The sequence below is a fragment of the Streptomyces glaucus genome, from assembly GCF_039533365.1.
Classification (GTDB): Bacteria; Actinomycetota; Actinomycetes; order Streptomycetales; family Streptomycetaceae; genus Streptomyces; species Streptomyces glaucus.
On the sequence record NZ_BAAATK010000047.1, the window covers coordinates 1 to 26,724 of the forward strand.

Sequence of the window (26,724 nt, forward strand, 5' to 3'; positions counted from 1 at the left end):
CTCCGCCCCCTCCATCCGCACACGCAGTGACATCCGTACGAGAGGACCCGAATCCCATGGCCGATGCCCCCGCCGGCAAGGTGACCTTCGTCGGTGCCGGCCCCGGCGCCGCCGACCTGCTGACGTTCCGCGCCGCGCGCGCCATCGCCGACGCCGACGTGGTGATCTGGGCGGCCAGCCTGGTCCAGGCGGAGGTCCTGCAGCACGCCCGCCCGGACGCGGAGATCCTCGACTCGGCGACGATGCCGCTGGAGGACGTGGTGGCCGTGTACGAGCGGGCGCACCGGGAGGGCCTGAAGGTGGCCCGCATCCACTCGGGCGACCCGGCGCTGTGGGGCGGCACGCAGGAGCAGCTCGACCGGTGCCACGCGATCGGCATCGCCACCGAGGTCGTGCCGGGCGTCTCCTCCTTCTCCGCGGTCGCCGCCCTGGCCCAGCGGGAGCTGACCGTCCCCGAGGTCGCGCAGTCCGTGGTGCTGACCCGGCTCGGCGGCGGCAAGACGCCGATGCCGCCCGGGGAGGAGGTCCGCGAGTTCGCCCGGCACGGCACCACGATGGCGGTCTTCCTGTCGGCGGCCCGCAGCGGGCAGCTGGTGCGGGAGCTGCTGGAGGGCGGCTACCCCACGACCACCCCGGTCGTCGTCGCCCACCAGGCGACCTGGCCGGAGGAGCTGATCGTCAGGTGCACGATCGGCACGCTGGAGGAGACCGTCAAGGAGCACAAGCTGTGGAAGCACACGCTGTTCCTGGTCGGTCCGGCCCTCGACGCGCACGGCACCCGCTCGCACCTGTACCACCCCGGCCACTTCCACGGCTACCGCAAGGCCGACCCCGAGGCCCGCAGGGCGCTGCGCGAACGGGGTGCGAGCACATGATCACCGTCGTCGGCACGGGCACCGGCGCGCCCCTGGACGAGAGGGTCCTCGCCGGGGCGGAGCTGGTCGTCGGCGGGCGGCGCCACCTGGACGCCGTCCGGCTGCCCGCCGGGGCGCAGCGGGTCGTCCTCGGGGCGCTGGCGCCCGCCCTGGACACCGTCGCGGAGTACGTCGCGAGGGAGCGGCCGGTGGTCGTGCTGGCCTCCGGCGACCCCGGGTTCTTCGGGATCGTGCGGGCGCTGGCCGAGCGGTTCGGCACGGACCGGCTCGACGTCCGCCCGGGTGTCTCCTCCGTCGCCGCCGCCTTCGCCCGCGCCGGGCTGCCCTGGGACGACGCCGTGGTGGTCAGCGCGCACGGGCGGGAGCTGCGCACCGCGGTGAACGTGTGCCGGGCCCATCCGAAGGTCGCCGTGCTGACCGGGCCGGGGGCGGGCCCGGCGGAGCTCGGGGCCGCGCTCACCGGCCACGCCCGCGTCCTGGTCGTCGCCGCCGCGCTCGGCTCCGGGCAGGAGCGCCTGGAGCGGGTGACGCCCGCCGAGGCCGCCGCCCGCGACTGGGGCGCGGCGGTGAGCGTGGTGCTGTGCCTGGACGAGGCGCGGGCGCTCGGCCCGGCGCGCACGGTCGCCGGGCCGGCCGCGCACCCCGCCGGGTGGGCGCTGGCGGAGGACGCGTTCGCGCACCGCGACTCGATGATCACCAAGTTCGAGGTGCGGGCCCTGGCGCTGGCCCGGCTCGGGCCCCGCCCCGGCGACCTGGTCTGGGACGTCGGCGCGGGCTCCGGCTCCGTGGCCGTGGAGTGCGCGCGGCTGGGCGCCGCCGTCACCGCGGTGGAGAAGGCTCCGGACGGCGTCGGGCGGATCCGCTCCAACGCCGCCGCGCACGGCGTCGACGTGCACGTGGTGCACGGGACGGCGCCCGCGGCGCTGGCCGGCCTGGACGATCCCGACGCCGTGTTCGTCGGCGGCGGGGGCGCGGAGCTGCCCGCCGTCGTCGCGGCGTGCGCGCGGCGCGCCCGGCGGACCGTGGTGGTCGCCCTGGCCGCGCTGGACCGGGTGCCCGCGGCCCGCGCGGCCCTGGCCGGCGCCGGGTTCGACTGCGACGGGGTGCTGCTGCAGTCGTCCCGGCTGGCGCCGCTGCCGGGGGACGTGACCCGGCTCGCGGCCGCCAATCCCGTTTTCCTGCTGTGGGGCACCAGGCCCCGCACCCGTACCGAAGGAGTCGTCCAGTGATCGGTCTCGTTTCCGCCACCGCGGCGGGAGCGGCCGCGCGGGACCGGCTGGCCGCCGCCTGGCCGGACCGCACGCGCGTGTACGAGGGTCCCGCCGGGGACGCCGTGCGGGCCGCGTTCGCCGAGTGCGAGCAGCTCGTGTGCTTCCTGGCCACCGGGGCGGTGGTCCGGCTGATCGCCCCGCTGCTCGGGGACAAGCGGACCGATCCGGGGGTGGTGTGCGTCGACGAGGGCGGGCGGTTCGCCGTGTCGCTGGTGGGCGGGCACGGCGGCGGGGCCAACGCGCTCGCCGTCGAGGTCGGCGAGGTGCTGGGCGCCGAACCGGTGGTGACGACGGCGACGGACGCGGCGGGCCTGCCGGGCCTGGACACGCTGGGCCTGCCGGTGGAGGGCGACGTGGCCGGGGTGTCGCGGGCGCTGCTCGACGGCGAGCCGGTCGCCCTGGCGGCCGAGGTGGCCTGGCCGCTGCCGCCGCTGCCGGTCGCCGCCGAGGGGCGCCACGTGATCCGGGTGACGGACCGGCTGGTGGAGCCCGGCGAGCGGGAGGTGCTGCTGCGGCCGCCGACCCTGGTCGTGGGCGTCGGCGCCTCCCGGGGCGCGCCCGTGGCGGAGGTGCTCGGGCTGGTCGAGGACGCGCTGCGGGACGCCGGGCTGTCGGCGCGGTCGGTCGCCGAACTCGCCACCGTCGACGCCAAGGCCGACGAGCCGGGCATCGTCGGGGCCGCCGAACGGCTCGGGGTGCCCCTGGTGACGTACTCCGCCGAGGAGCTGGCGGGCGTGGCGGTGCCCAACCCGTCCGACGCGCCGCTGGCCGCCGTCGGCACCCCGTCCGTCGCGGAGGCGGCGGCCCTGCTGCGCGGCGGCGAACTCCTCGTCCCCAAGCGGAAGTCGGCCGCCTCCCCCGCCATGGCGACCTGCGCGGTCGTACGGCGGCCCGGGCGCGGGCGGCTCGCGGTGGTCGGGCTCGGCCCCGGCGCGCGGGACCTGCTCACGCCCCGCGCGAAGGCCGAACTGCGGCGCGCCTCCGTGCTCGTCGGGCTCGACCAGTACGTCGACCAGATCCGCGACCTGCTGCGGCCCGGCACCCGCGTGCTGGAGTCGGGGCTCGGCGCCGAGGAGGAGCGGGCCCGCACGGCCGTCGCGGAGGCCCGCAAGGGGCAGGCCGTCGCCCTGATCGGCAGCGGGGACGCCGGGGTGTACGCCATGGCCTCGCCCGCCCTCGCCGAGGCGTCCGACGACATCGACGTGGTCGGCGTGCCGGGGGTGACGGCCGCGCTCGCCGCCGCCGCGCTGCTCGGCGCGCCGCTCGGCCACGACCACGTGTCGATCAGCCTGTCCGACCTGCACACGCCGTGGGAGGTCATCGAGCGGCGGGTGCGGGCGGCGGCCGAGGCGGACCTGGTCGTGACGTTCTACAACCCGCGCAGCCGCGGCCGGGACTGGCAGCTGCCCGAGGCCCTGGCGATCCTCGCGGAGCACCGCGGGCCGGCGACGCCGGTCGGCGTGGTGCGCAACGCGTCGCGGCCGGACGAGTCCGCCCGGGTCACGACGCTGGCCGCGCTGGACGCGGCGACGGTCGACATGATGACGGTCGTGACGGTGGGCAACACCGCGACCCGCGAGATCGCGGGCCGCATGGTGACGCCGCGCGGCTACCGCTGGCAGGAGGAGACCCGGTGAGTCAGGCGAAGCAGGTGGATCCGGCGGCCCGCGTCGTGCACCCGATCGAGCAGGAGTCCTTCCGGCGGCTGCGCGCCCGCCTGGACACCTCGCGCTTCCCGCCGCTGACCCGGGCGGTGGTGGAGCGGGTCGTCCACTCCTCCGCCGACCTGGAGTACGCGGACGACCTCGTCATGGACGAGGGCGAGCTGACCGCGGCGCACGCGGCGCTGCACGCCGGGGCGCCGGTCGTCGTGGACGTGGAGATGGTGGCCGCCGGGATCACCCGGCGCGAGACCGTCTGCCGGCTGAGGGACGCGCGGTCCGGCCCCGGGCTGACGCGTTCGGCGCACGCCGTGCGGCTGGCGTACGAGCAGGTCGGCCCGGGCGCGCTGTGGGTGATCGGCTGCGCGCCGACCGCCCTGGAGGAGCTGCTGGCCCTGGACGCCTCCCCCGCGCTCGTCATCGGGCTGCCCGTCGGTTTCGTCGGCGCGGCCGAGTCCAAGGCGGCGCTGCGCGCCAGCGGGCTGCCCGCCGTGAGCAACGTGTCCGAGAAGGGCGGCTCGGCGGTCGCCGCCGCCGCGCTCAACGCCCTGCTGTACCACCCCCTTCCCGAGGAGACATCGTGACCACCCCGCCCGCCCTGCTGATCGCCGGCCACGGCACCCGCGACGACGCCGGAGCCGAGGCGTTCCGCGCCTTCGTGCGGGAGCTGGGGCGCCGCCACCCGGAGCTGCCCGTCGCGGGCGGCTTCATCGAGCTGTCCCCGCCGCCGCTGGGCGAGGCGGTCGCCGAGCTGGTGGAGCGGGGCGTACGCCGGTTCGCCGCCGTGCCGCTGATGCTGGTGTCCGCCGGGCACGCCAAGGGCGACATCCCGGCGGCGCTGGCCCGCGAGAAGGAACGCCACCCCGGCATCTCCTACACCTACGGCCGCCCGCTGGGCCCGCACCCGGCGCTGCTGTCCGTGCTGGAGCGGCGGCTGGACGAGGCGCTCGGCTCGACGGCGCGGATCCCGGAGGACCGGGCCGACGTGACCGTGCTGCTGGTCGGGCGCGGCTCGACCGACCCGGACGCCAACGCGGAGGTGTTCAAGGCGGCGCGGCTGCTGTGGGAGGGGCGCGGTTACGCGGCCGTGGAGACGGCGTTCGTGTCGCTGGCGGCGCCGGACGTGCCCAGCGGCCTGGACCGGTGCGCGAAGCTCGGCGCGCGGCGCATCGTCGTGCTCCCCTACTTCCTGTTCACCGGCGTCCTGCCGGACCGGGTGCGGCAGCAGGCCGAGGAGTGGGCCGCCGCGCACCCGGAGACCGAGGTGCGGTCGGCGGACGTGATCGGGCCGGAGCCGGAGCTGCTGGACCTGGTGATGGAGCGGTACCGGGAGGCCCTCGAGGGCGATCTGCGGATGAACTGCGACTCGTGCGTGTACCGCATCGCGCTGCCCGGCTTCGAGGACAAGGTGGGAGCGCCGCAGCAGCCGCACTTCCACCCCGACGACGACGGTCACCACCACCACGGGCACGGGCATCACCACCACGGCGCGCACACCCATGCGCACTGAGCACGGCACCGCGCACGGCACGGCGGGCGCCGCCACGGACGGGCACGATCTGCGGCACCACGGGGACGCCGAGGTCCGCGACGACGGCTCCGCGCTGGTCGACCTGGCCGTGAACGTGCGCGCGGACACCCCGCCCGCGTGGCTGCGGAAGGTCGTCGCCGGATCGCTGGACTCCCTCGCGGCCTATCCGGACGGCCGGGCCGCGCGGGCGGCGGTGGCGGCGCGGCACGGGCTGTCGGCGGACCGGGTGCTGCTGACGGCGGGCGCCGCGGAGGCGTTCGTGCTGCTGGCGCGCGCCCTGCGGCCCCGCCGGCCGGTGGTCGTGCACCCGCAGTTCACGGAGCCGGAGGCGGCGCTGCGGGACGCGGGGCACACCGTCGGCCGGGTGCTGCTGCGGGAGGAGGACGGCTTCCGGCTGGACGCGGCGGCCGTCCCCGAGGAGGCCGACCTGGTCGTGATCGGCAACCCGACGAACCCGACGTCGGTGCTGCACCCGGCCGCCGCGGTCGCCTCGCTCGCCCGCCCGGGGCGGACGCTGGTGGTGGACGAGGCCTTCATGGACGCGGTGCCGGGCGAGCGCGAGGCCCTGGCCGGGCGGACGGACGTGCCCGGCCTCGTCGTGCTGCGCAGCCTGACCAAGACGTGGGGGCTGGCGGGCCTGCGGATCGGCTACGTCCTGGCCGCCCCGGAGACCATCGCGGAACTGGAGCGGGCGCAGCCGCTGTGGCCGGTGTCCACGCCCGCGCTCGCGGCGGCCGAGGCGTGCGTGTCCCCGCGCGCGCTGGCGGAGGCGGCCCGCGCCGCCGACCGCATCGCCGCGGACCGGGCCCATCTCGTCGCCGGGCTGGCCCGGTTCGCCCCGCACGGTCTGCGGGTCGTCCGGCCCGCCGAGGGTCCGTTCGTGCTGGTGCGTCTCCCCGGGGCCGCCGCCGTCCGGCACCGCCTGCGCGGCCTCGGCTTCGCCGTCCGCCGCGGGGACACCTTCCCCGGCCTGGACGAACGGTGGCTGCGCCTGGCGGTACGGGACCGGCGGACGGTGGACGGGTTCCTCACGGCGCTGGAGCGGGCGGTGTCACCGGCGGCGCGATGAGCCCCGGGGCCGGCCCCGCCCCGGGGCGGGGCCGGCGGGACGCGCGCCGGGCGGCCGGGCCGGCTCAGCCCACCACCCGGCCGTTCAGCACCACCCGCAGCGGCGCCGCCAGCACCCGCACGTCGGCGCGCGGGTCCTGCTCGTACACCACGAGGTCCGCGGCCGCCCCCTCGTCCAGGCCGGGGCGGCCGAGCCAGTCGCGGGCCGCCCAGGCCGCCGCCGACAGCGCCTGGACCGGCGGGATCCCGGCCGTGACCAGTTCGGCGACCTCGGCCGCCACCAGGCCGTGCGGGAGGGAGCCGCCGGCGTCGGTGCCGACGTAGACCGGGACGCCGGCGTCGTAGGCGTTGCGCACCGTGTCGTAGCGGCGCTCGTGGAGCCGGCGCATGTGGGCCGCCCAGCGGGGGAACCTGGCCTCGCCGCCGTCGGCCAGCCGGGGGAAGGTCGCGATGTTGACGAGGGTGGGGACGATGGCGACGCCGCGCGCGGCGAAGAGCGGGATCAGCTCCTCCGTCAGGCCCGTGGCGTGCTCGACGCAGTCGATGCCCGCCTCCACCAGGTCCTGGAGGGAGTCCTCCGAGAAGCAGTGGGCGGTGACGCGTGCTCCCAGGCGGTGCGCCTCGCCGATCGCCGCCTCGGCCGCCTCGCGCGGCCAGCAGGCCGCCAGGTCGCCGAGGCCGCGGTCGATCCAGTCGCCGACCAGCTTGACCCAGCCGTCGCCGCGCCGGGCCTCCCGGGCGACGTACGCGACGAGTTCGTCCGGTTCGATCTCCCAGGCGTAGTTGCGGATGTAGCGGCGGGTGCGGGCGATGTGCCGGCCGGCCCGGATGACCTTCGGGAGGTCCCGGCGGTCGTCGATCCAGCGGGTGTCCGAGGGCGATCCGGCGTCGCGGAGCAGCAGCGCGCCCGCGTCACGCTCGGTCAGCGCCTGCTTCTCGGCCACGTCCTCGGGCACCGCGCCGTGCTGGTCCAGGCCGACGTGGCAGTGCGCGTCGACGAGGCCGGGCAGCGCCCAGCCCTCGACGGTGCGGACGTCCCGGGCCCCGGCGGGGCGGTCGTGGGAGATCCGGCCGTCGATGACCCACAGCTCGTCGCAGACGTCGTCGGGGCCGACGAGCACCCGCCCCTTCACGTGCAGCACCTCGCTCATGCACGGCACCCTAGCCGGGGACCGGCCCGCCTCCGCCCACCTGGTCCGAGGTCTCCTCCTCCACCTCGGCCATGGCGGGGTCGAGGAGGCGGGAGAGGAAGTGCCGGGTGCGTTCGTGCCGGGGGTCGCCGATGACCCGCTCGGGGGCGCCGTCCTCGACGATCACGCCGCCGTCCATGAAGACGACCCGGTCGGCGACCTCGCGGGCGAAGGTCATCTCGTGGGTGACGACCATCATCGTCATGCCCTCGTCCGCCAGCTTGCGCATCACGGCCAGCACGTCCCCGACGAGTTCGGGGTCGAGCGCCGAGGTCGGCTCGTCGAACAGCATCACCTCGGGGCCCATGGCGAGGGCGCGGGCGATGGCGACGCGCTGCTGCTGACCGCCGGAGAGGGAGGCGGGGTAGGCGTCCGCCTTCTCGGCCAGGCCCACCCGCCGCAGGTTCTCGGCGGCCACCTGCGCGGCCGTCGTCTTGTTCCGCCCGAGCACCCGGCGCTGCGGCAGCGTGAGGTTCTCGGTCACCGTCAGGTGCGGGAACAGGTTGAACTGCTGGAAGACCATGCCGATCCGGCGGCGCACGGCGTCGATGTCGACGTCCGGGTCGGTCAGTTCGGTGCCGCCGACGAAGACCCGGCCCGCGGTGGGCTCCTCCAGCAGGTTCACGCAGCGCAGCAGGGTCGACTTGCCGGAGCCGGACGGTCCGATGACGCAGACGACCTCGCCCCGGCCGATCTCCAGGTCGATGCCGCGCAGCACCTCGTTGGCGCCGAACGACTTGCGCAGGCCGCGCACCGCGATCTCCGGGGTCCCCGGGGGCTGGGGTCGGCTCATTTCACGGCCTCCTGGGCCTTCGCCTCCATGCGGCGTACGACGAAGCCGAGCGGGATGGTGACCAGCAGGTAGCACAGGCCGGCGACCAGGATCGGCGTGGAGTTGGCGGTCTGGCTGGCGAGGTCGCGGCCGTACTTGGACAGCTCGCGCTCCTCCAGGGTGACGCCGAGGAACAGCACCAGCGAGGAGTCCTTGAAGAGCAGGACCAGTTCGTTGGTGAGCGGCGGCAGGATGATCCGGAACGCCTGCGGGATGATGATCGAGACCATCGCCCGCGCGGGCGAGAAGCCCAGCGAACGGGCCGCCTCCATCTGCCCCTTGGGCACCGCCTGGATGCCCGCGCGGATCGTTTCCGCCATGTACGCGGCGGCCACCAGGCCGAGCGCGAGGGCGACCTTGCCGTAGGTGCCGCCGACGATCTCGGTGCCGGGGAAGGCCAGCGGCACGGCCACGCCGATGAAGATGAAGATCAGCAGGGCGGGCAGGCCGCGGAAGATCTCGATGTAGATCCCGGCGAGCCAGCGGTAGGGGCCCACGGACGACAGCCGCATCAGCGCGATCACCATGCCGAGGGCCAGCCCGACGGCGAAGCCGGTCACGGTGTAGAGCACGGTGTTCTTCAGCGCCAGCGTGATGACGTCCGGGAACATCCGCCCGGCGATGTCCTCCTGCGCGAACTGGTTGCGCAGCCGTCCCCAGTCGGCCGTGACCGCGAGGGCGGCCACGGCGGCGACGAAGACGGCGTACTGGATGCCGCGCGAGACGCCGCGCTTCTGGCGCCGCGTCAGGCCCTTGCGTTTCGGCTGGAGCGCGCTCTTCGGGTCGGTCATGAGGCGGCGGGCGACGCGGCGGACTCGTCGTACGGCCCGATCCACTGCTCGTACAGCTTCTTGTACGTGCCGTCGGCCTTGGCGTCCGCGAGCGCCTTGTCGATGGCCTCGCGCAGTTCGGTGTTGCCCTTCTTCACCGTGAAGCCGTACTGCTCGCCGGTGTCGACGTTGTCGGCGACCCGGAAGGCGTCGGCGTTGGCCTTGTCCTTCAGCCAGCCCTGGACGACCGGGTAGTCGATGACGACGGCCTCCACCTGGCCGGTGCGCAGGCCGTTGAGGACCGCGTCGGAGGACTCGAAGGAGACCGGGTCGAGGCCCTTGCTCTTGGCGTAGTCCTCGCCGGTGGTCTGCGCCTGCGCGCCGACCTTGCGGCCCTCGAGGTCGGTGAACGAGCCGACGCCGCTCTTCTTGCCGACCAGCACGGCCTGGGTGGCGTTGAAGTAGGGGTCGGAGAAGTCGACGTTCTTCTTCCGCTCCTCGGTGATGGTCATGCCGGCCGCGGCCAGGTCGCACTCGCCGGAGTTGAGGAACGCGCCGGTCTTGAAGTTCTCGAACGGCGTGTCGAGGATCTCCTGCCGGACGCCCAGGTCCTCGGCGACCAGGTCGATCAGGGCCACGTCGAAGCCCTGCACCTTGCCGTCGATCTCCGACTGGAAGGGCGGGTACGGCAGGTGGGTGCAGGTGGTGAGCCGACCGTCCTTGACCAGCTCGACGCCGCCGGCGGCGGTCTTCGTGCCGCCGCCGTCGCCGCTGGAGGTGCAGGCGGCCACGAGCACCAGCCCGGCCGTCGCGGTGATGGCGGCCAGGATGCGGGTCCGGCGCCCGGGGTGCGTCTTCACGTGGGCCTCCTGTGGGAAAACTGTGGCTTCGATTATAAGGAGAGCTTTGAGGCTCTCAAATCAAAGTGATGACTGTGGGGCGGTCCGGCCTGAGAATGTCGCCGGCCGGGCCGCGGGAGCACCGGCCGGAGAGGACCGCGGAAGTCCGGTTACCCTCGTTTTCGTCCGTGAGCCTTCATCTGCCGGCCGCCCCGCGAGCGAGGAGAGCACCGCCGTGACCCACCCCCTCCTGGACCTGCCCCCGCTGAGCGCCGAGCGTTTCGCGTCGATCGAGGAGCGCGTGGCACGCCTGCTCGGCACCAAGCAGGACGTCGTGATCATGCAGGGTGAGGCGCTGCTGCCGCTGGAGGGCGCGATCCGCGGGACGGCGGGCCCCGGGACGACCGCGCTGAACGTCGTCACCGGCCCCTACGGGCAGACCTTCGGCGACTGGCTGCGGGACTGCGGGGCGACGGTGCACGACCTCGCCGTCCCCTTCCACACGGCCGTGACCGCCGAGCAGGTCCGGCAGGCCTTCGTCGAGCACCCGGAGATCGACTTCGTGTCCCTGGTGCACGCGGAGGCGGCCACCGGGAACACCAACCCGGTCGCGGAGATCGGCGAGGTGGTGCGCGAGCGGGGCGCGCTGTTCTACCTGGACGCGGTCGCCTCCGTCGCCGCCGAGCCGGTGCTGCCGGACGCGTGGGGCGTGGACCTGTGCGTGATCGGGGCGCAGAAGGCGATGGGCGGGCCCGCCGGGGTGTCGGCGGTGTCGGTGAGCGAGCGGGCGTGGGCGCGGATGGCGGCCAACCCGCGGGCGCCGCGACGGTCGTACCTCTCCCTGCTGGACTGGAAGGAGCGGTGGATCGACGGCGGGCGCACGACGCTGCTGCACGCGCCGGCGCAGCTGGAGATGCTGGCGCTGGAGGCGTGCCTGGAGCGGATCGAGGCCGACGGGCTGGACGCGGTGATGGCCCGGCACGCCCGTGCCGCCGCGGCGACCCGGGCGGGCGCGTCGGCGCTGGGCGGGGGGCTGGAGCCGTACGTGCACGAGGCGCGGGAGGCGGCGCCGGTCGCCACCACGCTGCGGGCGCCGTCGGGGGTCGCGGCGTCGGACCTGGTGGCCCGGGCCCTGGCGGCCGGTCCGGCGCTGCCGCTGGCCGCCGGCGGGGGCGCGCTGGCCAAGGAGATGATCCGGGTCAACCACTACGGGCCGGACGCCACGCCGGACGTGGTGCGCGGCTGCCTGGCGGCGCTGGGCGCGGCACTCGCCGAGCAGGGGCGGGAGGTGGACGTGGACGGGGCGCTGCGGGCCGCCGAGGAAGCCTGGCGGTAAGCGCCGGGCGGACGGGCGGGGCCCCGTCCCGCGGCCTTCGGGCGGCCCGGAACACCCCGCGGCCGGCGGCGCGGAGCGGCCCCGTCGTGGGATGCTTCCCGCATGACCGATGACAGCGCCCCGGCGCTCCCCGACGGCCGCCCCGTCCCCCTCCTCATCGGCGACGAGCGCCCGACGCTGGAGGGCTGGCTCGACTTCCACCGCGCCACCCTGGAGTTGAAGTGCGCCGGGCTGGACGACGCGCAGGTGCGGCTCGCGCCCGTCACGCCGTCGTCGCTGACCCTGCTCGGGCTGGTGCAGCATCTCGCCGAGATCGAGCGGAACTGGTTCCAGCGGGTGGTCGGCGGGCTCGACGTGCCGCCGGTCTTCGAGGAGGAGACCGGGTACGTCCTGGATCCCGCGCGGGGACTCGACGAGGTGCTGGCGGTCTGGCGGCGGGAGATCGCGCGGGGGCGGCAGCTGTGCGCCGGGCGGTCGCCGGACGACGCCGTGCGGATCGTCGGCGGGCCGATGGCCGGGGTGGAGGTCAGCGTGCGCTGGGTGCTCATCCACGTGATCGAGGAGTACGCGCGGCACAACGGTCACGCCGACCTCCTGCGGGAGTCCATCGACGGAACGACCGGGGCCTGAATTCGGCGCGCTTTCCGGGAATTCCGGGGGTGTGAATTCAGGAATTTTTCCAGGGCAGCTCCCCGTTTTCTCCTGCCCGCCCCCTCCGGAAGTCAAACGCGAAGATTCCGCGAACACCGCCGGGGGCGTTCCGCGCAGATCCCGTGAGGGCCGTGCGCGTGTGATCCATTACACAGGACTGACGTTTTGTCCGGTATCTGCCGGACAAATCAGGGCATAAAGCCGCCCCTTCACGCGGGACCCCGCACCCGCGCGATAACACAGAAAACCCCTGCGCGTAACCCCGCACGGCGATGCGATCTCGCATTTCCCTGGGTAAGTTCAATTCGCATGACTGCCGCGCAAGCAGAACCGCAAGCAGCCCTGCGAATCGACCGTCCGACGGTGGCGGACGGACCCGCGTTGTGGCGGATGGCCCGGGACTCGAAGGTCCTCGACCTGAACTCGTCCTACAGCTATCTGCTGTGGTGCCGGGACTTCGCCGCCACGTCGGCCGTGGTGCGCGACGAACGCGGGGAACCGGTCGGCTTCCTGACCGGCTACCTGCGGCCGGACCGCCCCGGCACCCTGCTCGTCTGGCAGGTGGCGGTGGACGAGGCCCACCGCGGGCGCGGGCTCGCCGCCGCGCTGCTCGACGGGGTGGCCGCCCGCACCGCCGCGCAGCACGGGCCGATCGCCGTGGAGACCACCGTCACGCCGGGCAACACCGCCTCCGAGCGCCTGTTCACGTCGTTCGCCGAGCGCCACGGCGCCCGGCTGGAGCGCGAGGTGCTGTTCGGCACGGGCCTGTTCCCGGACGGGCCGCACGCCCCCGAGGTCCTCTACCGCATCGGCCCCCTCTCCCCGTGACCCCGCCCCTCCCGCCTTCCTGCCGGAACGATTCGCCGGTCCGGCCCCCGTCCGACCCCCTTGCTCTCCCACGCACCGAGGAGCGATCCGCCGTGACCCTCACCCGGCCCGACCTGAGCGTCTTCGAGACCCTGGAGTCCGAGGTGCGCAGCTACTGCCGCGGCTGGCCCACCGTCTTCGACCGCGCGCACGGCAGCCGTATGTACGACGAGGACGGCCACGAGTACCTGGACTTCTTCGCCGGCGCGGGATCGCTCAACTACGGGCACAACAACCCGGTCCTGAAACGGGCGTTGCTCGACTACCTGGAGCGGGACGGCGTCACGCACGGGCTCGACATGTCGACCACGGCCAAGCGCGCCTTCCTGGAGGCGTTCCGGGACCTGGTCCTGCGCCCGCGCGACCTGCCGTACAAGGTCATGTTCCCGGGCCCGACCGGCACCAACGCCGTGGAGTCCGCGCTGAAGCTGGCGCGGAAGGTGAAGGGGCGCGAGGCCGTCGTGTCCTTCACCAACGCCTTCCACGGCATGTCGCTGGGCTCGCTCGCCGTGACCGGCAACGCCTTCAAGCGGGCCGGCGCCGGCATCCCGCTGGTGCACGGCACGCCCATGCCGTTCGACCGCTACCTGGACGGCCGGGTGCCCGACTTCCTGTGGTTCGAGCGGCTGCTGGAGGACCAGGGCTCGGGGCTCGACCGCCCGGCGGCCGTGATCGTGGAGACCGTGCAGGGCGAGGGCGGCGTCAACGTCGCCCGGCCCGAGTGGCTGCGCGGACTCGCCGAGCTGTGCGAGCGGCGCGACATGCTGCTGATCGTCGACGACATCCAGATGGGGTGCGGCCGTACCGGCGCCTTCTTCTCCTTCGAGGAGGCCGGCATCGTGCCCGACGTCGTCACCGTGTCGAAGTCGATCAGCGGCTACGGCCTGCCGATGTCGCTGTGCCTGTTCAAGCCCGAGCTGGACGTCTGGGAGCCCGGCGAGCACAACGGCACCTTCCGCGGCAACAACCCGGCCTTCGTCACGGCGACGGCCGCGCTCCGGGCGTACTGGGCCGACGGGTCGGCGACGGAGAAGCGGACCCGCGCGCGCGGCGAGCAGGTCGAGCGGGGTCTCGTCTCCCCCGCCGAGGAGAACCCCGCCGACGTGAAGGAGTACCGGGGGCGCGGGCTGGTGTGGGGCCTGGAGTTCCACGACGGGCGGCGGGCGTCGCGGGTCGCGCGGCGGGCCTTCGAACTCGGTCTGCTCGTCGAGACGTCGGGCCCCGGGGGCGAGGTCGTCAAGCTGCTCCCGGCGCTCACCGTCACACCCGACGAGCTGGACGAGGGGCTGGAGATCCTGGCCCGCGCCGTCCGCGAGACCGCCTGAACCGCCCGGCCCGGCCGCACCCGTCCGCGCCGGAACCGCCCGGCCCGGCCCACCCGCACCGACCACCCGCACCGACCCCTTCGAGCCGGCCGCGCGCCGGCCGGGGGCACCACCGAGGAGGCATCGCAGCACCGTGATCGTCCGTTCCTTCAAGGAGATCGAGGGCACCGACCGGCATGTCAGGGCCGCGTCCGGGACCTGGGAGAGCAAACGCATCGTCCTCGCCGAGGAGAGGGTGGGCTTCTCCCTGCACGAGACGATCCTGTACGCGGGCACGGAGACGTCGATGTGGTACGCGAACCACGTCGAGGCCGTCGTCTGCGTGGAGGGCGAGGCCGAGCTGACCGACCACGAGACCGGGCGGACGTACACCGTCACCCCCGGCACCATGTACCTCCTGGACGGGCACGAGAGGCACACGCTGCGGGTCCGGCGGGACTTCCGCTGCTTCTGCGTGTTCAACCCGCCGGTGACCGGCCGGGAGGACCACGACGAGAACGGCGCCTACCCGCTGCTCACCGAGGACGAGGAGGTCTGATCACCATGACCGCGACCCCCACGGCCACCGTCGGCCTCTGCCCGGGCCGCGGCGCCACCGAGGTCTCCGTCCCGCGCCGGGACCCGGTCCTGTGGGGCGCGCCCGACGCGCCGGGGCCGATCCGCCGGCCGCCCTCCTGCCGTACGAGCGCGACGGCTTCCTCAGCGTCGGCCGGCTGATCACCGAGGACGAGGCGGAGGTCCGCCGGCGGGAGCTGCGGCGCCGACGACCGATCCGGCGGTCCGGGCCGACGAGCGCTCGGTCGACAACCACAGGAAGTCGCTGCGGACGCAGGCCGCGGGCACGCCGTCCGACGCGGCGCTGACCGAGACGGCCTCCCGGTACGGCATCAGGCGGTTCGCCGGCAAGGCCGGTTCGGCGACCTGGTCCGACGGCAACCGCATGCACGGCTTTGGCGACACCATCACGCCGTTCCCGCGCAGCAACGTGTTCATCGTGTTCGACAGCGTGGAGAACACGGCCGTCGAGCCGTTCGCGGCACCGGCGCGGCGGCCGGAGTTCATCGGTGCGCGGGACTCCGCACCGGTGGAGTGACCGCGGGAGCGCCGCGGCGGTGACCGCGAGCGCCCGACGCGGTGACCACCGGGCGGGCCCTCCCCCTGCGGGGCCGGAGGCCCGCCCGGGTCACCCGGAGAGGACGTCCAGCAGGCGGTCCACGTCCGCGGCGGTGTTGTACAGGTGGAAGGAGGCCCGCAGGTTGCCCGCGCGGGCGGAGAGCTCGATGCCGGCCTCGCTCAGCGCGGGCTGCCGGTGGCCGAGTCCGGGCACGGACACGATCGCCGAACCGGGCGCGGGCAGCGGCTCGTGGCCGAGTTCCGCGAGCCCCGCGCGGAAGCGGTCGGCGAGGGCGAGGTCGTGGGCGTGCACGGCGTCCACCCCGAGTTCCTCGATCAGGGCGAGGGAGTGGCGCAGTCCGGTGTACGTGAACAGGGCGGGCGACAGGTCGAACCGCCGCGCGGAGCGGGCGAGTTCGGCGACGGGTCCGTAGCAGCTGTCCCAGGGGTTCTCGCCCGCGACCCAGCCGGCCAGGATCGGGGTGAGTCCGCCGAAGTCCTCCGGCACGACGAGGAAGCCGGCTCCGTGCGGCCCGAGCAGCCACTTGTAGCAGACGCAGACGGTGTAGTCGTACGCGTCGGCCTCCACCGGCAGCCAGCCGGCGGCCTGGGAGAAGTCGACGTAGGTGCGCGCCCCGTGCTCCCGGGCCGCCTCGCGCAGCGCGGGCAGGTCGGCGATCCGCCCGTCGGCGGACTGGGCGGCGCTGACCGCGACGAGCGCGGTGCCCGGGCGGACGGACTCGGCGAGCCGCTCCAGCGGCACGGCGCGCACCTTGAGGTCGCCGCGGACGTGGAAGGCGTTCACCACGGAGGCGAAGTCGTTCTCGGCGGTGAGGACTTCGGCGCCCGCGGGCAAGGAGGCGGCGACCACCCCGGTGTACGCGGCGGCCGTGGCGCCGGCCGCCACCCGGGTGACCGGAACGCCGGCCAGCCGGGCGAAGGCGGCGCGGGCGGCCTCGACGTCCTCGAACAGCGAGTCCAGCGGGCGGCCCGCGGCCCGGAGCCGCACGGCCTCGTTCAGGGCGGTCACGGCGCGGGCGGGCAGGAGCCCGTTGCTCGCGGTGTTGAGGTAGGTGTTCTCCGGGGCGAATTCGGCGCGGACCAGGCTCTCGAAGGTCTCCATGGGACCACTGTGGGCCCTGGCGGACCCCGGGTCCACCGCGCGTCGCCGCGCGTCTCGTCGGGGAACGCTCATGCGTCCGCCCGGACCGGGGTTCCTCAGTGCCCCGGCACCGCGCACCCGTCGGGGCCGCACACGTCGGCGTCACCGCCCGGGACCGGCTCCAGCGGCGAGCGCTCGCCCCACGCCCGGGCCAGCGCCTGCGCGAAGACCTCGACGGGCTGGGCGCCGGAGACGCCGTAGGCGCGGTCGAGGACGAAGAACGGCACGCCCCGCGCGCCGAGTCCGGCGGCCTCGCGCTCGTCGGCGCGCACCTCGTCCGCGTACGCGGCCGGGTCGGCCAGCACCGCGCGGGCCTCGTCCGCGTCGAGGCCGGCGGCGACGGCCAGCTCCACCAGCCGCTCGTCGTCGCCGAAGACGGAGCGCTCCTCGGCGAAGTTCGCCCGGTACAGCAGGTCCAGCAGCGCCTCCTGCCTGCCCCGTTCCTTGGCCAGGTGCAGCAGGCGGTGCATGTCGAAGGTGCTGCCGTGGTCCCGGCCGCGGGTGCGGTACTCCAGCCCCTCGGCGGCGGCCTGCGCGCCGAGGCGGTCCTCGCCGGCCCGGGCCTGCTCCTCGCTCATGCCGTACTTCCGGGTGAGCATGGTGATCACCGGTTCGACGTCGCCCTTGGCGCGGCCCGGGTCGAGTTCGAAGGAGCGGTGCACCACCTCGACCCGGTCGCGGTGCGGGAAGTCCCGCAGCGCCCTCTCGAAGCGGGCCTTGCCCACGTAGCACCAGGGGCAGGCGATGTCGCTCCAGATCTCGACGCGCATGGTCTCGGGTCTCTCCAGGTCGTACCGGGGCGGAGGCGGTCTCCGCGAGTGAGTACGTGAACGTTCAAACAGGTACGTTCATTCCCCGGCGGGGCTTCCGGCCGGTCGCCCGGGCCGCGGCCGGGCGCGGGGGGACGGAAGTCCGGGAGGGCGCGTCCGCGCTCCGGGCTCTTCCGTTCCCCCGCGCCGCGTCCCGGTGGCGAATCAGCGCTCCAGCCGCCCGTTGAACCGCCGCGGCAGCCCCAGCGGGTTGTCGTCCCGCAGCTCCGGCGGCAGCAGCGCCTCCGGCGCGTTCTGGTACACGACCGGCCGCAGCCACCGCTCGATCGCCGTGCCGCCCACCGAGGTGGACGTCGAGGTGGTCGCCGGGTAGGGGCCGCCGTGGTGCTGGGCCGGGGCGACCGCGACCCCCGTCGGCCAGCCGTTCACCAGCACCCGCCCGGCCAGCGGCGTCAGCTCCTGCAGCAGCTGCGCGCCGCGGCCCTCGCCCGCCGCCTCCTGCTCCGACAGGTGCACGGTGGCGGTGAGGTTGCCGGGGAGCCGGGACAGGACGGCCTCGACCTCGGTCTCGTCCTCGTAGCGGGCCACCACGGTGACCGGCCCGAAGCACTCCTCCAGGAGCAGGTCGTGCTCGCCCTCCTCGGCCAGCCGGCTCGCCGGCACCGTCAGGAACCCGGCGCTGACCGTGTGCTCCCCGCCCGCGCCCGGCGTCACCGGCGACTCCACGTCCGGCAGCTGGGCGCGCTCGGCGACCCCGGCGACGAAGTTGTCCCGCATGCGGTGGTCGAGCAGGACGCCCGCGTCGGTGTCGCTGACCGCCTCCGTCAGCGACTTCACCAGGCGGTCGCCGGCCTCCCCGGACGGCGCCAGCACCAGGCCCGGCTTCACGCAGAACTGCCCGACGCCCAGCGTCATCGACCCGGCGAGACCGGTGCCGATCGCCTCGGCGCGCTCGGCGGCCGCGGCCTCGGTGACGACGACGGGGTTCAGGGAGCCCAGCTCGCCGTGGAACGGGATCGGCACGGGACGCGCGGCCGCCGCGTCGAACAGCGCGCGTCCGCCGCGCACCGACCCCGTGAAGCCGGCCGCGGCGATCAGCGGGTGCTTGATCAGTTCGATGCCCGCCTCGAAGCCGTGGACCAGGCCGAGCACGCCCTCGGGGATGTCGTGCCGGGCGGCGGCCCGGCGCAGCACCTTGGCGACCAGCTCGGACAGGGCCGGATGGTCGGGGTGGGCCTTGACGACGACCGGGCAGCCGGCCGCGAACGCGCTCGCGGTGTCGCCGCCGGCGACGGAGAAGGCGAAGGGGAAGTTGGAGGCCGAGTAGACGGCGACGACGCCCAGGGGGACCTTGTAGCGGCGCAGGTCGGGGACGGGCGGGGTCGCGGTGTCGTCGGGGTGGTTGATGACGACGTCGAGGAAGGCCCCCTCGTCGACGATGTCGGCGAAGGCCCGCAGCTGGTAGCAGGTGCGGGCGAGCTCGCCGGTCAGCCGGACCGGGCCGAGCGCGGTCTCGGCGTCGGCGGTCTCCACGAGCCCGTCCTTGGCCGCGTCCAGCTCGTCGGCGCAGGAGCGCAGGAAGGCCGCGCGGACGGTGCGGTCGGCGAGGGCGCCCCGGGCGGCGTGCGCGTCCCGGACCGCGGCGTCCACCTCCTGGGCCGTGGCCTCCACCGCGACCTGTTCACGCTGCTTCCCGGTACGGGGGTCGACACTCCAGACTGGTGCTGCTGCCACCGCGGGTTCCTCCACATTGATTGCCGCATGCGTTGCCGCAGATGTAGGTCGTCCACCAGGCGTGTTCGATATACTGAACACTGTTTCTGATGATGAACGTGCTGCTGGAGACTATATCTCCAGCTTCTCGTCGAACGAAGGGGTCGAGGGCGATGTCGGCAGGCGAGACAGGCGGCGGAGCGCAGGTCAAGTCCGCGGTGCGGACCGTCGAATTGCTGGAGTTCTTCGCCGGCAAGCCCGGGATGCACTCCCTCGCGGCGGTCCAGGAGGCCGTCGGCTACCCCAAGTCCAGCCTCTACATGCTGCTGCGCACCCTCGTCGAGCTCGGCTGGGTGGAGACCGACGCGACGGGCACCCGGTACGGCATCGGGGTGCGGGCGCTGCTGGTGGGCACCTCGTACATCGACGGCGACGAGGTGGTCGCGGCGGCCCGCCCGACGCTGGACCGGCTCTCGGACGACACGACGGAGACCATCCACCTCGCCCGCCTGGACGGCACCAACGTCGTCTACCTCGCCACCCGCCAGTCCCAGCACTACCTGCGCCCCTTCACCCGGGTCGGCCGCCGGCTGCCCGCGCACTCGACCTCCCTCGGCAAGGCGCTGCTGAGCACCTACACGGACGAGCAGGTGCGCAAGATGCTGCCGGAGACGCTGCCCGCGCTCACCGAGAACACCATCACCGACCGGGAGAAGCTCATCGAGGAGCTGCACCAGGTGCGCGAGCAGGGCTTCGCCGTGGACCGCGAGGAGAACACGCTGGGGCTGCGCTGCTTCGGCGTGGCGATCCCCTACCGCACCCCGGCGCGGGACGCGATCAGCTGCTCGGTGCCGGTGGCGCGGCTGACGCCGGCCCACGAACAGATGGTGAAGGACGCCCTGTTCGACGCCCGCGACCGGCTGACGCTCGCCACCCGGAGGCTCTGACCCGCCAAGGCCCGCGCACAGCGGTCCCCACCCCGCTCGTCCGGCCGGCCCGCCCCCGGCGGGCGGCCGGACCCGGGCGACGCGGTCACGACGATCGACCCGGACGTGCAGCAGGCGGCGTACGAGGCGGGCGCCGTGGCGGGCGTCGTCGAGCAGCCCGACGCGGCCCGCTCGGAGGTCGGCGGCAACGGCCCGGCGGCGCCGGTGGCCGGGGCCGCGGTGAAAGCCGCGCCGGAGGACTGAACCTCCGCGGCCGCGGAGCCGTCCTACTCCACGGGCCGCCCCCAACCCCCCGGGGGCGGCCCTTCCCGTCGGCCCGCGCCGGGCAGCCGCTCGGCCGGGCCGGTCGCGCGGTACGCCGGGAGCGGGGCGCGGGCGGACGGGCCGCCGGTCACCGGGGCGGGGAAACCGGCGCACGCGGAACGGCCGGATCCCTCCCCCGCTGAAGCCGTTTCAGGTCCTGTCGGGAGTGCGGAACCGGGGCCGGGCGGCCCCTCGTTGTTCGAAGCCCTGTGCGAACCAAGCGGTCGGCCACTGCTACGCTTCCGCATCTCGCCGGGGGTCTCCCCGGAACATCCCCCTGTCATTCACGTGACACGCACAGGTGCCCGTCCGCCGGGTGCCGCACCTGTCGTTGCAAGGAGAGGTCGCCCGTGGGCACAGTCGTCGACGACGCCGCCTCCGTGGAGTTCCATGCCTTCTTCGAGCGCCACTACGCCGAACTGTCCCGGCTCGCCCACCTGCTGACGGGTGAGCCGGACACCGCCGACGACCTGGCGGCGGACGCGCTGCTGGCGCTCTGGCACCGCTGGGACCGGGTCCGCGCGGCCGACCATCCGGCGGCGTACGCGCGCGGAGTCGTCGCCAACCTGGCCCGGACCCGTATCCGCAGCGCGGTGCGCGAGCGCCGGCGGATCACCCTGTTCTGGTCGCAGCGCGAGGAGAAGGCCGAGAACCCGGACGTGGCGGGCGTGGTCGACGTCCGGGAGGCGCTGCGCAGGCTGCCGTTCCGCAAGCGGGCCTGCGTGGTGCTGCGGCACGCGTTCGACCTGTCGGAGAAGGACACCGCGCTCGCCCTGGGCATCTCGGTGGGTACCGTGAAGAGTCAGACGTCGAAGGGAATGGCCGAACTGCAGCGGCTGCTCGGCACGCAGAAAGCTACGCAGAAGGTGCATGCCGTCATGGCCCGTACCGATGAGACCCGGGGAAGGAACCGATGATGCAGCGGGACGTGCACGAGGAGCTGCGCGCCCGGCTGCACGAGGCGGCAGCGGCGCACGAGCCGGACCGGGCGCGCATCCTGGCCCGGGTGGAGCGGGGCATGGCGGGTCGGGCCCGCCCGGACCACCGGGCGACGCGTCCGCCGGTGTTCGGCTGGGTGCGGGTGGTGAGCGCGACGGCCGCGGTGGCGGGCGTGTTCGCGGTCGGCGGCTACGCGGTCGCCTCGGCGGTGAAGGACGAGGCTCCCCCGCAGCGGCAGGTGGCCGTCTCCCCGACGCCCACGCCGTCGCCGGACGCGACGAGCCGCGCCCCCGTGCCGCCGGTGGACCCGGCGCCGTCCGCCACGCCGGAGTCCGGCCCGGGCAGCACGGCCCCCTCCCGGTCCGAGACGCCCACCGCGCCCGCCACCACCGCGCCGCCGGCCGCCGCCGGCGTGACGGACGGCCCGCTGTGGTCGGACGGCTCGGTGGACCCGCACAGCAACGAGTTCTGGGCGCAGAGCAACGTCACGCTGAAGACCAGCGAGCGACTGACCGCGCTCACCGTCGAGTTGAAGGTGGCGCAGACCGGCGGGGTGTCCTCGACGGGCGCCTGGCGGTCGCTGCCCGAGGACGACTTCACGCTCACGGTCGCCGAGGAGGACGGCTTCCTCGTCTACACCTGGGTGCTCGAGGAGGGCCGTACGGTCCCGGCGGGCGAGTGGGTGTTCGCGGGGCAGTACGACCACGAGCGCGGCGGCCGGGACGCGAAGGACGACAGGTACACCGCGACGGCCGTCGCGGAGTCCGGACAGCTCTCCGTGGGCGGCGACTTCGCGCCCCGGGACGGCGACGGCGCGGACGACGGGGACGACGGGGACGGCGGGGACGGCGGGGACGGCGGGGACTCGTAGAAGATTTTTTCCGCGGACGCGGCAACCCTTTCCTCGCGGGCGGCGACCAGGAGACGCAAGTATCCGCTCACCACGCAAGGAATGGGCATGACTGCACGAGCTGAACAGCGGGTCCGCCATCGCCGCCGGGTCACCGGACGACGGGCGGTGATCGCCGGGGCCGCTGCTTTCGGCATCACGGGTGCGGCCATCGTCACCACGACGATGCTCTCCACCGCCGGCGCCGCGACGGCCTGGCCGACCGCCAACGGCAGCAAGGCCGTCAAGTCGACGATCCCGGTGTCCGGCACCTACGACGGCAAGATGCAGAAGTTCTACGGCTCCGGGGCCCTGGGCGGCGACAGCCAGGACGAGGGCCAGGACCCGATCTTCGAGCTGGCCGACGGCGCCGTGCTGAAGAACGTCGTCATCGGCACCCCGGCCGCGGACGGCGTCCACTGCAAGGGCAGCTGCACGCTGCAGAACGTGTGGTGGCTGGACGTCGGCGAGGACGCCGCGAGCTTCAAGGGCAAGTCGTCCTCGGCGACGTACAAGGTGATCGGCGGCGGCGCGAAGAACGCCGACGACAAGGTGCTGCAGTTCAACGGCGCCGGCACGCTGACCGTGACCGACTTCCGGGTGGAGAACGCCGGCAAGCTGGTCCGCTCCTGCGGCAACTGCTCCACGCAGTACAAGCGCACGATCGTGCTCAGCGACATCGACGTGACCGCGCCGATGAAGTCGATCGTCGGCGTCAACGCCAACTACGGCGACACCGCCACGCTGTCGAAGATCCGCATCCACGGCGACAGCAAGAAGAAGATCAAGACGTGCGTCCGCTACCAGGGCAACAACACCGGCAAGGAGCCCACCGAGCTCGGAACCGGCGCGGACGGCAAGACCTGCAAGTTCTCCGGTTCCGACATCAGCTACGAGTGACGCCGGCCGCCAGCCGGCCACGCGTGGCCGAATGAGCGCCACCCCTGGTCGTCCGGCCTGAGAAACCCCCCATCAGGTCGGCGCGCGCCGGTCCGAGCCCCCCCCTCGGGCCGGCCACCGCCGGTCGGGCCCCCACCCGGCCGGCATCCCGGTGCCGGGCCGAGCCCCCTCGGCCCGGCGACCACGACGCCCCCCGCCGGTCGGTGACCGGCGGGGGGCGTTCGTCCGTGCGGGCCGGGCCACGATCGCGCCGACGTGGCCGGACCGGTGACCGGGAGCGTGGGGACCGCGCGGATCGCCGCGGCGGACGAAAGCCGCCGAAAACTTTCGTCCGGCCGTCCCCGGCGCCACCTGTTGACGCCCTGTCCCCCGCCGATGACACTCCGAAGGCCTACATCGAACAGAAACCCCCATACTCCGACAGGAAGTGTCATGCGCTCCCGCACCGCTCGCACCCTCCTGCTTCCGCTCCTCGCCCTGCCCGCCCTCCTGCTGGGCCTGCTCGCCGCACCGCCCGGCACCGCCCACCCGGGAGCACCCCCCGTGAGACACCCGCAGTACGCCGGCTACCTCTTCGCCTACTTCACCGGCGAGGGCACCGCCGACGGCGAGCAGATCCGCTACGCCCTCAGCCGCGGCAACGACCCGCTGCACTGGCGCGAGCTGAACGCCGGCCGGCCGGTGCTGACCTCCACCGTCGGCGAGAAGGGCCTGCGCGACCCGTTCGTGATCCGCTCCCCCGAGGGCGACCGGTTCTACCTGATCGCCACCGACCTGAGGATGTACCGCAACAGCAGCGGCAGCTGGGACGAGGTCCAGCGCCACGGCAGCAGGTCGATCATGGTCTGGGAGTCCGCCGACCTGGTCCACTGGACCGACCAGCGCCTGGTGGAGGTGGCCCCGGACAACGCGGGCAACGCCTGGGCGCCGGAGGCCTACTGGGACGAGAGCCTGGGCTCGTACGTCGTCTTCTGGGCGTCGAAGCTGTACGCCGACGACGATCCCGGCCACACCGGGTCGACGTACAACAGGATGCTGTACGCGACCACGAAGGACTTCCGCACCTTCAGCGAGCCCAGGGTCTGGCACGACCCCGGCTACTCGGTGATCGACTCGACGGTGGTCGAGCACCGGGGCACCTACCACCGCTACACCAAGGACGAGCGGGACCCCGGCTCCGCCGGCCCCTGCTCGAAGTTCATCACCGCGGAGAAGTCCACGTCCCTGACCTCCACGGCGTACGACTTCGTCGCCGACTGCATCGGCAGCGGCACCCTGGACCGCGGCGAGGGCCCGACGGTGTTCAAGTCCAACACCGAGGAGAAGTGGTACCTGTTCATCGACGAGTACGGCGGCCGCGGGTACGTCCCGTTCGAGACCACCGACCTCGACTCGGGCCGGTGGACCCCGTCCACGGACCACCAGCTCCCGGCGAGCCCCCGGCACGGCACGGTGCTCCCGGTGACGCAGCAGGAGTACGACCGGCTGCTGGCCGCCTACCCCGCCACGCCGGCGTCCGTGGTGGACGTGACGGCGAAGGGCCAGAAGGGGTACGCGATCGTCACGGAGTCCGCGTCGAAGGTCGTGCTGCCGATGCGGCCGGACGCGGACCTGGGCGGCCTCGCCCCGAAGCTGTGGGCCGGTGAGGGCGCCACGATCAGTCCCCGCTCCGGGACCCGCCGCGACTTCCGCACGCCGCGGACCTACACCGTGACGGCCGCGGACGGCACGCGGCGCACCTGGACGGTGGAGGCGGTGCGCACCCGCAGCCCCGTCCTGCCCGGCCTCACCGCCGACCCCGACGTGCACCATTTCGACGGCCGGTACTGGATCCACCCGACGACGGACGGCTTCCGGGGCTGGAGCGGGACGCGGTTCACCGCGTACTCGTCCAAGGACCTGGTGCACTGGGAGGACCACGGCGTCGCCCTCGACCTGGGGCCGGACGTGAGCTGGGCCGACCGGTACGCCTGGGCCCCGGCGGTCGCCGAGCGCGACGGCCGGTACTACCTGTACTTCTGCGCCGAGCAGCAGATCGGCGTGGCGGTGGCCGACTCCCCCGCCGGGCCCTTCCGGGACGCGCTCGGCAAGCCCCTGGTCGCCAAGGGCGGGTCCTTCGCCGGCCAGATGATCGACCCGGCGGTCTTCACGGACGACGACGGGCAGGCGTACCTGTACTGGGGCAACGGGCACGCCTACGTGGTCCCGCTGAACGACGACATGGTGTCGTTCGACGCGGCGAAGGTGCGGGACATCACCCCCGGGAACTTCCGCGAGGGCTCCTTCGTGATCAAGCGGAACGGCACGTACTACTTCATGTGGTCCGAGGACGACACCCGCAGCGAGGACTACCACGTGGCGTACGCGACGGGACCGTCCCCGCTGGGCCCGTGGACCGAGCGGGGCACCATCCTGTCCAAGCGCCCCGAGTACGGCATCCTCGGCACCGGCCACCACTCCGTGGTGAACGCCCCCGGCACCGACGACTGGTACGTCGTCTACCACCGGTTCGCCCTGAACGGCCCCGGCCGGCCCGGCGGCGACGGCACGCACCGGGAGACCACCGTCGACCGCCTGGAGTTCGCGGCCGACGGCACGATCGAGCCGGTGGTGCCGACGCTGGAGTCGATCCGCCCGGTGCGGCGGTAGGGCTCACAGGACGTCGTCGAGCCAGGCGAAGACCTCGTCCTGCATACGGCCGGTGAAGGCGTGGCCGAGGTCCGGCCACGTCTTCAGCCGCAGCCGCTCCTCGGCGCGGCGCGAGCGCCACACGGCCCGCAGCTTGTCGTACGCGACGCGCACGCCGTCGGCGGGGAACAGCGTGTCCTGCCCGCCGTGGAAGAACAGCATCGGCTTGGGGGCCGCGATGCTCGCCACGTCGGGGATGTCCAGGTACCGGGCGAGCCCGGGGTGGAGCATGTGGTACGCCGACTGCCCGCGCAGCGTGTTGTTGCCGGGCACCATCATCTCCTTCAGGCCGGTCATCCAGCACACGCTCGCGGCGGCGGCGACGTCGTCGCTGAGCGCGGCGGCCTGCCAGGCGCGGTAGGCGCCCATGGAGAACCCGACGGCCGCGACCCGGCGGGCGTCCACCCGGTCCAGGCCCGCCAGGAAGCCCGCGGCGCGGGCGTCCTCGCGGGCCATGAGCCCGGCGGGCGAGGAGCCGAGGTGGTAGAGGTTGGAGGCCAGGGCCTGCTGCTGGTCGTAGACGAGCGGCCCGCGGTCGCTCCAGCCGAGGGCGTCCAGGCACAGCACCACATGGCCGCGCCGGGCCAGCTCGTCGCCGACGAACCGGCCGTCGAAGTGCCGGTCCGCCCAGGCCTGCGCGGAGGCCAGGCGCGTGTCGTCGTACCAGGGCCGGACGAGCTTCTCCTTCCCGATGTCGAACTTCGCGCCGTGGTCGTGCAGCAGCAGGACCGCGGGGAAGGGCCCGGGGCCGTGCGGGGTGAGCAGGACCCCGCGGACGCGTTCGTAGCGGGTGAGGGAGACGGTGACCAGCTCCCGCCGGTAGCCGTCGCCCTCGGGTCCCTCGGTGTACTCGGGCGCGTACGGCGTCCCGTCCTGCCGGCCGACGAGGAGGTGCTCCTCGACGGTGGCCCGGGCGGCCCGCCGCCACGCCCGGAAGTCGCGGACGGGCGAGGTGCCCCAGGCGAGCGGGAAGGTCAGCTCGTCCTTCAGGGCCTGGTGGAAGTCCGGCAGGTTGCCGCCGATCAGCCCGGCGGCCCCGGCGGCCCCGGCGGGCTGCGCCCCCGTCCCGAGGAGGGCCATCGCC

Annotated in this window: 25 protein-coding genes and 1 pseudogene; 18 read left to right on the forward strand and 8 right to left on the reverse strand. The window is 74.3% G+C overall.

What is annotated here, in order from left to right; translation table 11 throughout:
- Positions 1-56 precede the first annotated feature (56 nt).
- Genes cobM through cobC form a run of 6 tightly spaced genes read left to right on the forward strand, consistent with a single transcriptional unit; the run spans position 57 to position 6,407 of the window.
- Positions 57-875 carry a precorrin-4 C(11)-methyltransferase gene (gene cobM / locus ABD363_RS26420; protein ID WP_344607879.1) on the forward strand — a complete coding sequence of 273 codons (819 nt, stop codon included), beginning with the start codon at positions 57-59 and terminating at the stop codon, positions 873-875.
- Positions 872-2,104 (forward strand): precorrin-6y C5,15-methyltransferase (decarboxylating) subunit CbiE, encoded by a 1,233-nt coding sequence (cbiE, locus tag ABD363_RS26425; protein WP_344607881.1) that lies wholly within the window; start codon positions 872-874, stop codon positions 2,102-2,104. The genes cobM and cbiE overlap by 4 nt, the downstream gene beginning before the upstream one ends.
- Positions 2,101-3,783: a precorrin-3B C(17)-methyltransferase gene (gene cobJ / locus ABD363_RS26430; RefSeq protein ID WP_344607883.1), complete on the forward strand. Its 1,683-nt coding sequence runs from the start codon at positions 2,101-2,103 to the stop codon at positions 3,781-3,783. The genes cbiE and cobJ overlap by 4 nt, the downstream gene beginning before the upstream one ends.
- A complete protein-coding gene (locus ABD363_RS26435; RefSeq protein WP_344607885.1) occupies positions 3,780-4,391 on the forward strand; it encodes a precorrin-8X methylmutase in 612 nt (203 codons plus the stop codon). The genes cobJ and ABD363_RS26435 overlap by 4 nt, the downstream gene beginning before the upstream one ends.
- Positions 4,385-5,317: a sirohydrochlorin chelatase gene (locus ABD363_RS26440; RefSeq protein WP_344607961.1), complete on the forward strand. Its 933-nt coding sequence runs from the start codon at positions 4,385-4,387 to the stop codon at positions 5,315-5,317. Before ABD363_RS26435 ends, ABD363_RS26440 begins: the two co-directional genes overlap by 7 nt.
- Positions 5,307-6,407, forward strand: coding sequence for an Rv2231c family histidinol phosphate aminotransferase CobC (gene cobC / locus ABD363_RS26445; RefSeq protein ID WP_344607887.1), 1,101 nt, complete (start codon positions 5,307-5,309; stop codon positions 6,405-6,407). Before ABD363_RS26440 ends, cobC begins: the two co-directional genes overlap by 11 nt.
- 64 nt (positions 6,408-6,471) lie before the next feature.
- Here the strand turns inward: cobC and ABD363_RS26450 are convergent, their stop codons facing one another.
- From ABD363_RS26450 to ABD363_RS26465, 4 genes are read right to left on the reverse strand one after another with little or no spacing between them, the layout of a single operon-like run.
- Positions 6,472-7,557: an amidohydrolase family protein gene (locus ABD363_RS26450; protein WP_344607889.1), complete on the reverse strand. Its 1,086-nt coding sequence runs from the start codon at positions 7,555-7,557 to the stop codon at positions 6,472-6,474.
- Between the two features lie 10 nt (positions 7,558-7,567).
- A complete protein-coding gene (locus ABD363_RS26455) occupies positions 7,568-8,389 on the reverse strand; it encodes an amino acid ABC transporter ATP-binding protein (protein WP_344607891.1) in 822 nt (273 codons plus the stop codon).
- Complete coding sequence (locus ABD363_RS26460) at positions 8,386-9,219, reverse strand: amino acid ABC transporter permease (RefSeq protein WP_344607893.1); 834 nt, start codon at positions 9,217-9,219, stop codon at positions 8,386-8,388. The genes ABD363_RS26455 and ABD363_RS26460 overlap by 4 nt, the downstream gene beginning before the upstream one ends.
- The gene (locus ABD363_RS26465; RefSeq protein WP_344607895.1) at positions 9,216-10,058 is read right to left on the reverse strand and encodes a transporter substrate-binding domain-containing protein; all 843 of its coding nucleotides are present in this window, start codon (positions 10,056-10,058) and stop codon (positions 9,216-9,218) included. Before ABD363_RS26465 ends, ABD363_RS26460 begins: the two co-directional genes overlap by 4 nt.
- 214 nt (positions 10,059-10,272) lie before the next feature.
- Here ABD363_RS26465 and ABD363_RS26470 point away from each other — a divergent pair, with 214 nt between their 5' ends.
- The 6 genes and pseudogenes from ABD363_RS26470 to ABD363_RS32710 all read left to right on the forward strand — a co-directional run bounded on the left by ABD363_RS26470 (position 10,273) and on the right by ABD363_RS32710 (position 15,309).
- Positions 10,273-11,373, forward strand: coding sequence for a pyridoxal-phosphate-dependent aminotransferase family protein (locus ABD363_RS26470; protein WP_344607897.1), 1,101 nt, complete (start codon positions 10,273-10,275; stop codon positions 11,371-11,373).
- Positions 11,374-11,475: 102 nt separating this feature from the next.
- Positions 11,476-12,003, forward strand: coding sequence for a DinB family protein (locus ABD363_RS26475; protein WP_344607899.1), 528 nt, complete (start codon positions 11,476-11,478; stop codon positions 12,001-12,003).
- A gap of 330 nt (positions 12,004-12,333) precedes the next feature.
- On the forward strand, positions 12,334-12,852 hold the full coding sequence (gene ectA / locus ABD363_RS26480; RefSeq protein WP_344607901.1) for a diaminobutyrate acetyltransferase: 519 nt from the start codon (positions 12,334-12,336) through the stop codon (positions 12,850-12,852).
- Positions 12,853-12,944: 92 nt separating this feature from the next.
- Positions 12,945-14,216: a diaminobutyrate--2-oxoglutarate transaminase gene (ectB, locus tag ABD363_RS26485; protein ID WP_344607903.1), complete on the forward strand. Its 1,272-nt coding sequence runs from the start codon at positions 12,945-12,947 to the stop codon at positions 14,214-14,216.
- 133 nt (positions 14,217-14,349) lie between these two features.
- Positions 14,350-14,754 (forward strand): ectoine synthase, encoded by a 405-nt coding sequence (locus ABD363_RS26490; RefSeq protein ID WP_344607905.1) that lies wholly within the window; start codon positions 14,350-14,352, stop codon positions 14,752-14,754.
- Between the two features lie 5 nt (positions 14,755-14,759).
- Positions 14,760-15,309 (forward strand): annotated as a pseudogene (locus ABD363_RS32710) (hypothetical protein).
- A gap of 90 nt (positions 15,310-15,399) precedes the next feature.
- On the opposite strand, the gene ABD363_RS26505 reads toward ABD363_RS32710, so the two are convergent.
- The 3 genes from ABD363_RS26505 to ABD363_RS26515 all read right to left on the reverse strand — a co-directional run bounded on the left by ABD363_RS26505 (position 15,400) and on the right by ABD363_RS26515 (position 18,995).
- The gene (locus ABD363_RS26505; RefSeq protein WP_344607907.1) at positions 15,400-16,452 is read right to left on the reverse strand and encodes an aminotransferase class V-fold PLP-dependent enzyme; all 1,053 of its coding nucleotides are present in this window, start codon (positions 16,450-16,452) and stop codon (positions 15,400-15,402) included.
- Between the two features lie 95 nt (positions 16,453-16,547).
- The gene (locus ABD363_RS26510) at positions 16,548-17,261 is read right to left on the reverse strand and encodes a DsbA family oxidoreductase (protein ID WP_344607909.1); all 714 of its coding nucleotides are present in this window, start codon (positions 17,259-17,261) and stop codon (positions 16,548-16,550) included.
- Between the two features lie 204 nt (positions 17,262-17,465).
- Complete coding sequence (locus ABD363_RS26515; RefSeq protein WP_344607911.1) at positions 17,466-18,995, reverse strand: aldehyde dehydrogenase (NADP(+)); 1,530 nt, start codon at positions 18,993-18,995, stop codon at positions 17,466-17,468.
- 152 nt (positions 18,996-19,147) lie between these two features.
- Here ABD363_RS26515 and ABD363_RS26520 point away from each other — a divergent pair, with 152 nt between their 5' ends.
- The 6 genes from ABD363_RS26520 to ABD363_RS26545 all read left to right on the forward strand — a co-directional run bounded on the left by ABD363_RS26520 (position 19,148) and on the right by ABD363_RS26545 (position 25,601).
- The gene (locus tag ABD363_RS26520) at positions 19,148-19,921 is read left to right on the forward strand and encodes an IclR family transcriptional regulator (protein ID WP_344607913.1); all 774 of its coding nucleotides are present in this window, start codon (positions 19,148-19,150) and stop codon (positions 19,919-19,921) included.
- Positions 19,922-20,026: 105 nt separating this feature from the next.
- Positions 20,027-20,164, forward strand: a complete 138-nt coding sequence (locus ABD363_RS26525; RefSeq protein ID WP_344607964.1) for a hypothetical protein — start codon at positions 20,027-20,029, stop codon at positions 20,162-20,164.
- A 410-nt stretch (positions 20,165-20,574) separates the two neighbouring features.
- Positions 20,575-21,141, forward strand: coding sequence for a SigE family RNA polymerase sigma factor (locus ABD363_RS26530; RefSeq protein ID WP_344607915.1), 567 nt, complete (start codon positions 20,575-20,577; stop codon positions 21,139-21,141).
- Positions 21,138-22,034 carry a hypothetical protein gene (locus ABD363_RS26535; protein WP_344607916.1) on the forward strand — a complete coding sequence of 299 codons (897 nt, stop codon included), beginning with the start codon at positions 21,138-21,140 and terminating at the stop codon, positions 22,032-22,034. The genes ABD363_RS26530 and ABD363_RS26535 overlap by 4 nt, the downstream gene beginning before the upstream one ends.
- Before the next feature lie 87 nt (positions 22,035-22,121).
- The gene (locus ABD363_RS26540) at positions 22,122-22,952 is read left to right on the forward strand and encodes a pectate lyase (protein WP_344607917.1); all 831 of its coding nucleotides are present in this window, start codon (positions 22,122-22,124) and stop codon (positions 22,950-22,952) included.
- Positions 22,953-23,384: 432 nt separating this feature from the next.
- On the forward strand, positions 23,385-25,601 hold the full coding sequence (locus ABD363_RS26545; protein ID WP_344607918.1) for a glycoside hydrolase family 43 protein: 2,217 nt from the start codon (positions 23,385-23,387) through the stop codon (positions 25,599-25,601).
- A gap of 3 nt (positions 25,602-25,604) precedes the next feature.
- On the opposite strand, the gene ABD363_RS26550 is transcribed toward ABD363_RS26545, so the two are convergent.
- A complete protein-coding gene (locus ABD363_RS26550; protein ID WP_425578028.1) occupies positions 25,605-26,720 on the reverse strand; it encodes a dienelactone hydrolase family protein in 1,116 nt (371 codons plus the stop codon).
- Positions 26,721-26,724: the final 4 nt, after the last annotated feature.

What these genes read in the sequence shown, in the direction of transcription:
- cobM (WP_344607879.1), top strand. Translation starts at nt 57, where the DNA reads ATGGCCGATGCCCCCGCCGGCAAGGTGACCTTCGTCGGTGCCGGCCCC.
- cbiE (WP_344607881.1), top strand. Translation starts at nt 872, where the DNA reads ATGATCACCGTCGTCGGCACGGGCACCGGCGCGCCCCTGGACGAGAGG.
- cobC (WP_344607887.1), top strand. Translation starts at nt 5,307, where the DNA reads ATGCGCACTGAGCACGGCACCGCGCACGGCACGGCGGGCGCCGCCACG.
- ABD363_RS26450 (WP_344607889.1), bottom strand. Translation starts at nt 7,557, where the DNA reads ATGAGCGAGGTGCTGCACGTGAAGGGGCGGGTGCTCGTCGGCCCCGAC.
- ABD363_RS26455 (WP_344607891.1), bottom strand. Translation starts at nt 8,389, where the DNA reads ATGAGCCGACCCCAGCCCCCGGGGACCCCGGAGATCGCGGTGCGCGGC.
- ABD363_RS26460 (WP_344607893.1), bottom strand. Translation starts at nt 9,219, where the DNA reads ATGACCGACCCGAAGAGCGCGCTCCAGCCGAAACGCAAGGGCCTGACG.
- ABD363_RS26475 (WP_344607899.1), top strand. Translation starts at nt 11,476, where the DNA reads ATGACCGATGACAGCGCCCCGGCGCTCCCCGACGGCCGCCCCGTCCCC.
- ectA (WP_344607901.1), top strand. Translation starts at nt 12,334, where the DNA reads ATGACTGCCGCGCAAGCAGAACCGCAAGCAGCCCTGCGAATCGACCGT.
- ABD363_RS26505 (WP_344607907.1), bottom strand. Translation starts at nt 16,452, where the DNA reads ATGGAGACCTTCGAGAGCCTGGTCCGCGCCGAATTCGCCCCGGAGAAC.
- ABD363_RS26510 (WP_344607909.1), bottom strand. Translation starts at nt 17,261, where the DNA reads ATGCGCGTCGAGATCTGGAGCGACATCGCCTGCCCCTGGTGCTACGTG.
- ABD363_RS26520 (WP_344607913.1), top strand. Translation starts at nt 19,148, where the DNA reads ATGTCGGCAGGCGAGACAGGCGGCGGAGCGCAGGTCAAGTCCGCGGTG.
- ABD363_RS26535 (WP_344607916.1), top strand. Translation starts at nt 21,138, where the DNA reads ATGATGCAGCGGGACGTGCACGAGGAGCTGCGCGCCCGGCTGCACGAG.
- ABD363_RS26540 (WP_344607917.1), top strand. Translation starts at nt 22,122, where the DNA reads ATGACTGCACGAGCTGAACAGCGGGTCCGCCATCGCCGCCGGGTCACC.
- ABD363_RS26545 (WP_344607918.1), top strand. Translation starts at nt 23,385, where the DNA reads ATGCGCTCCCGCACCGCTCGCACCCTCCTGCTTCCGCTCCTCGCCCTG.
- ABD363_RS26550 (WP_425578028.1), bottom strand. Translation starts at nt 26,720, where the DNA reads ATGGCCCTCCTCGGGACGGGGGCGCAGCCCGCCGGGGCCGCCGGGGCC.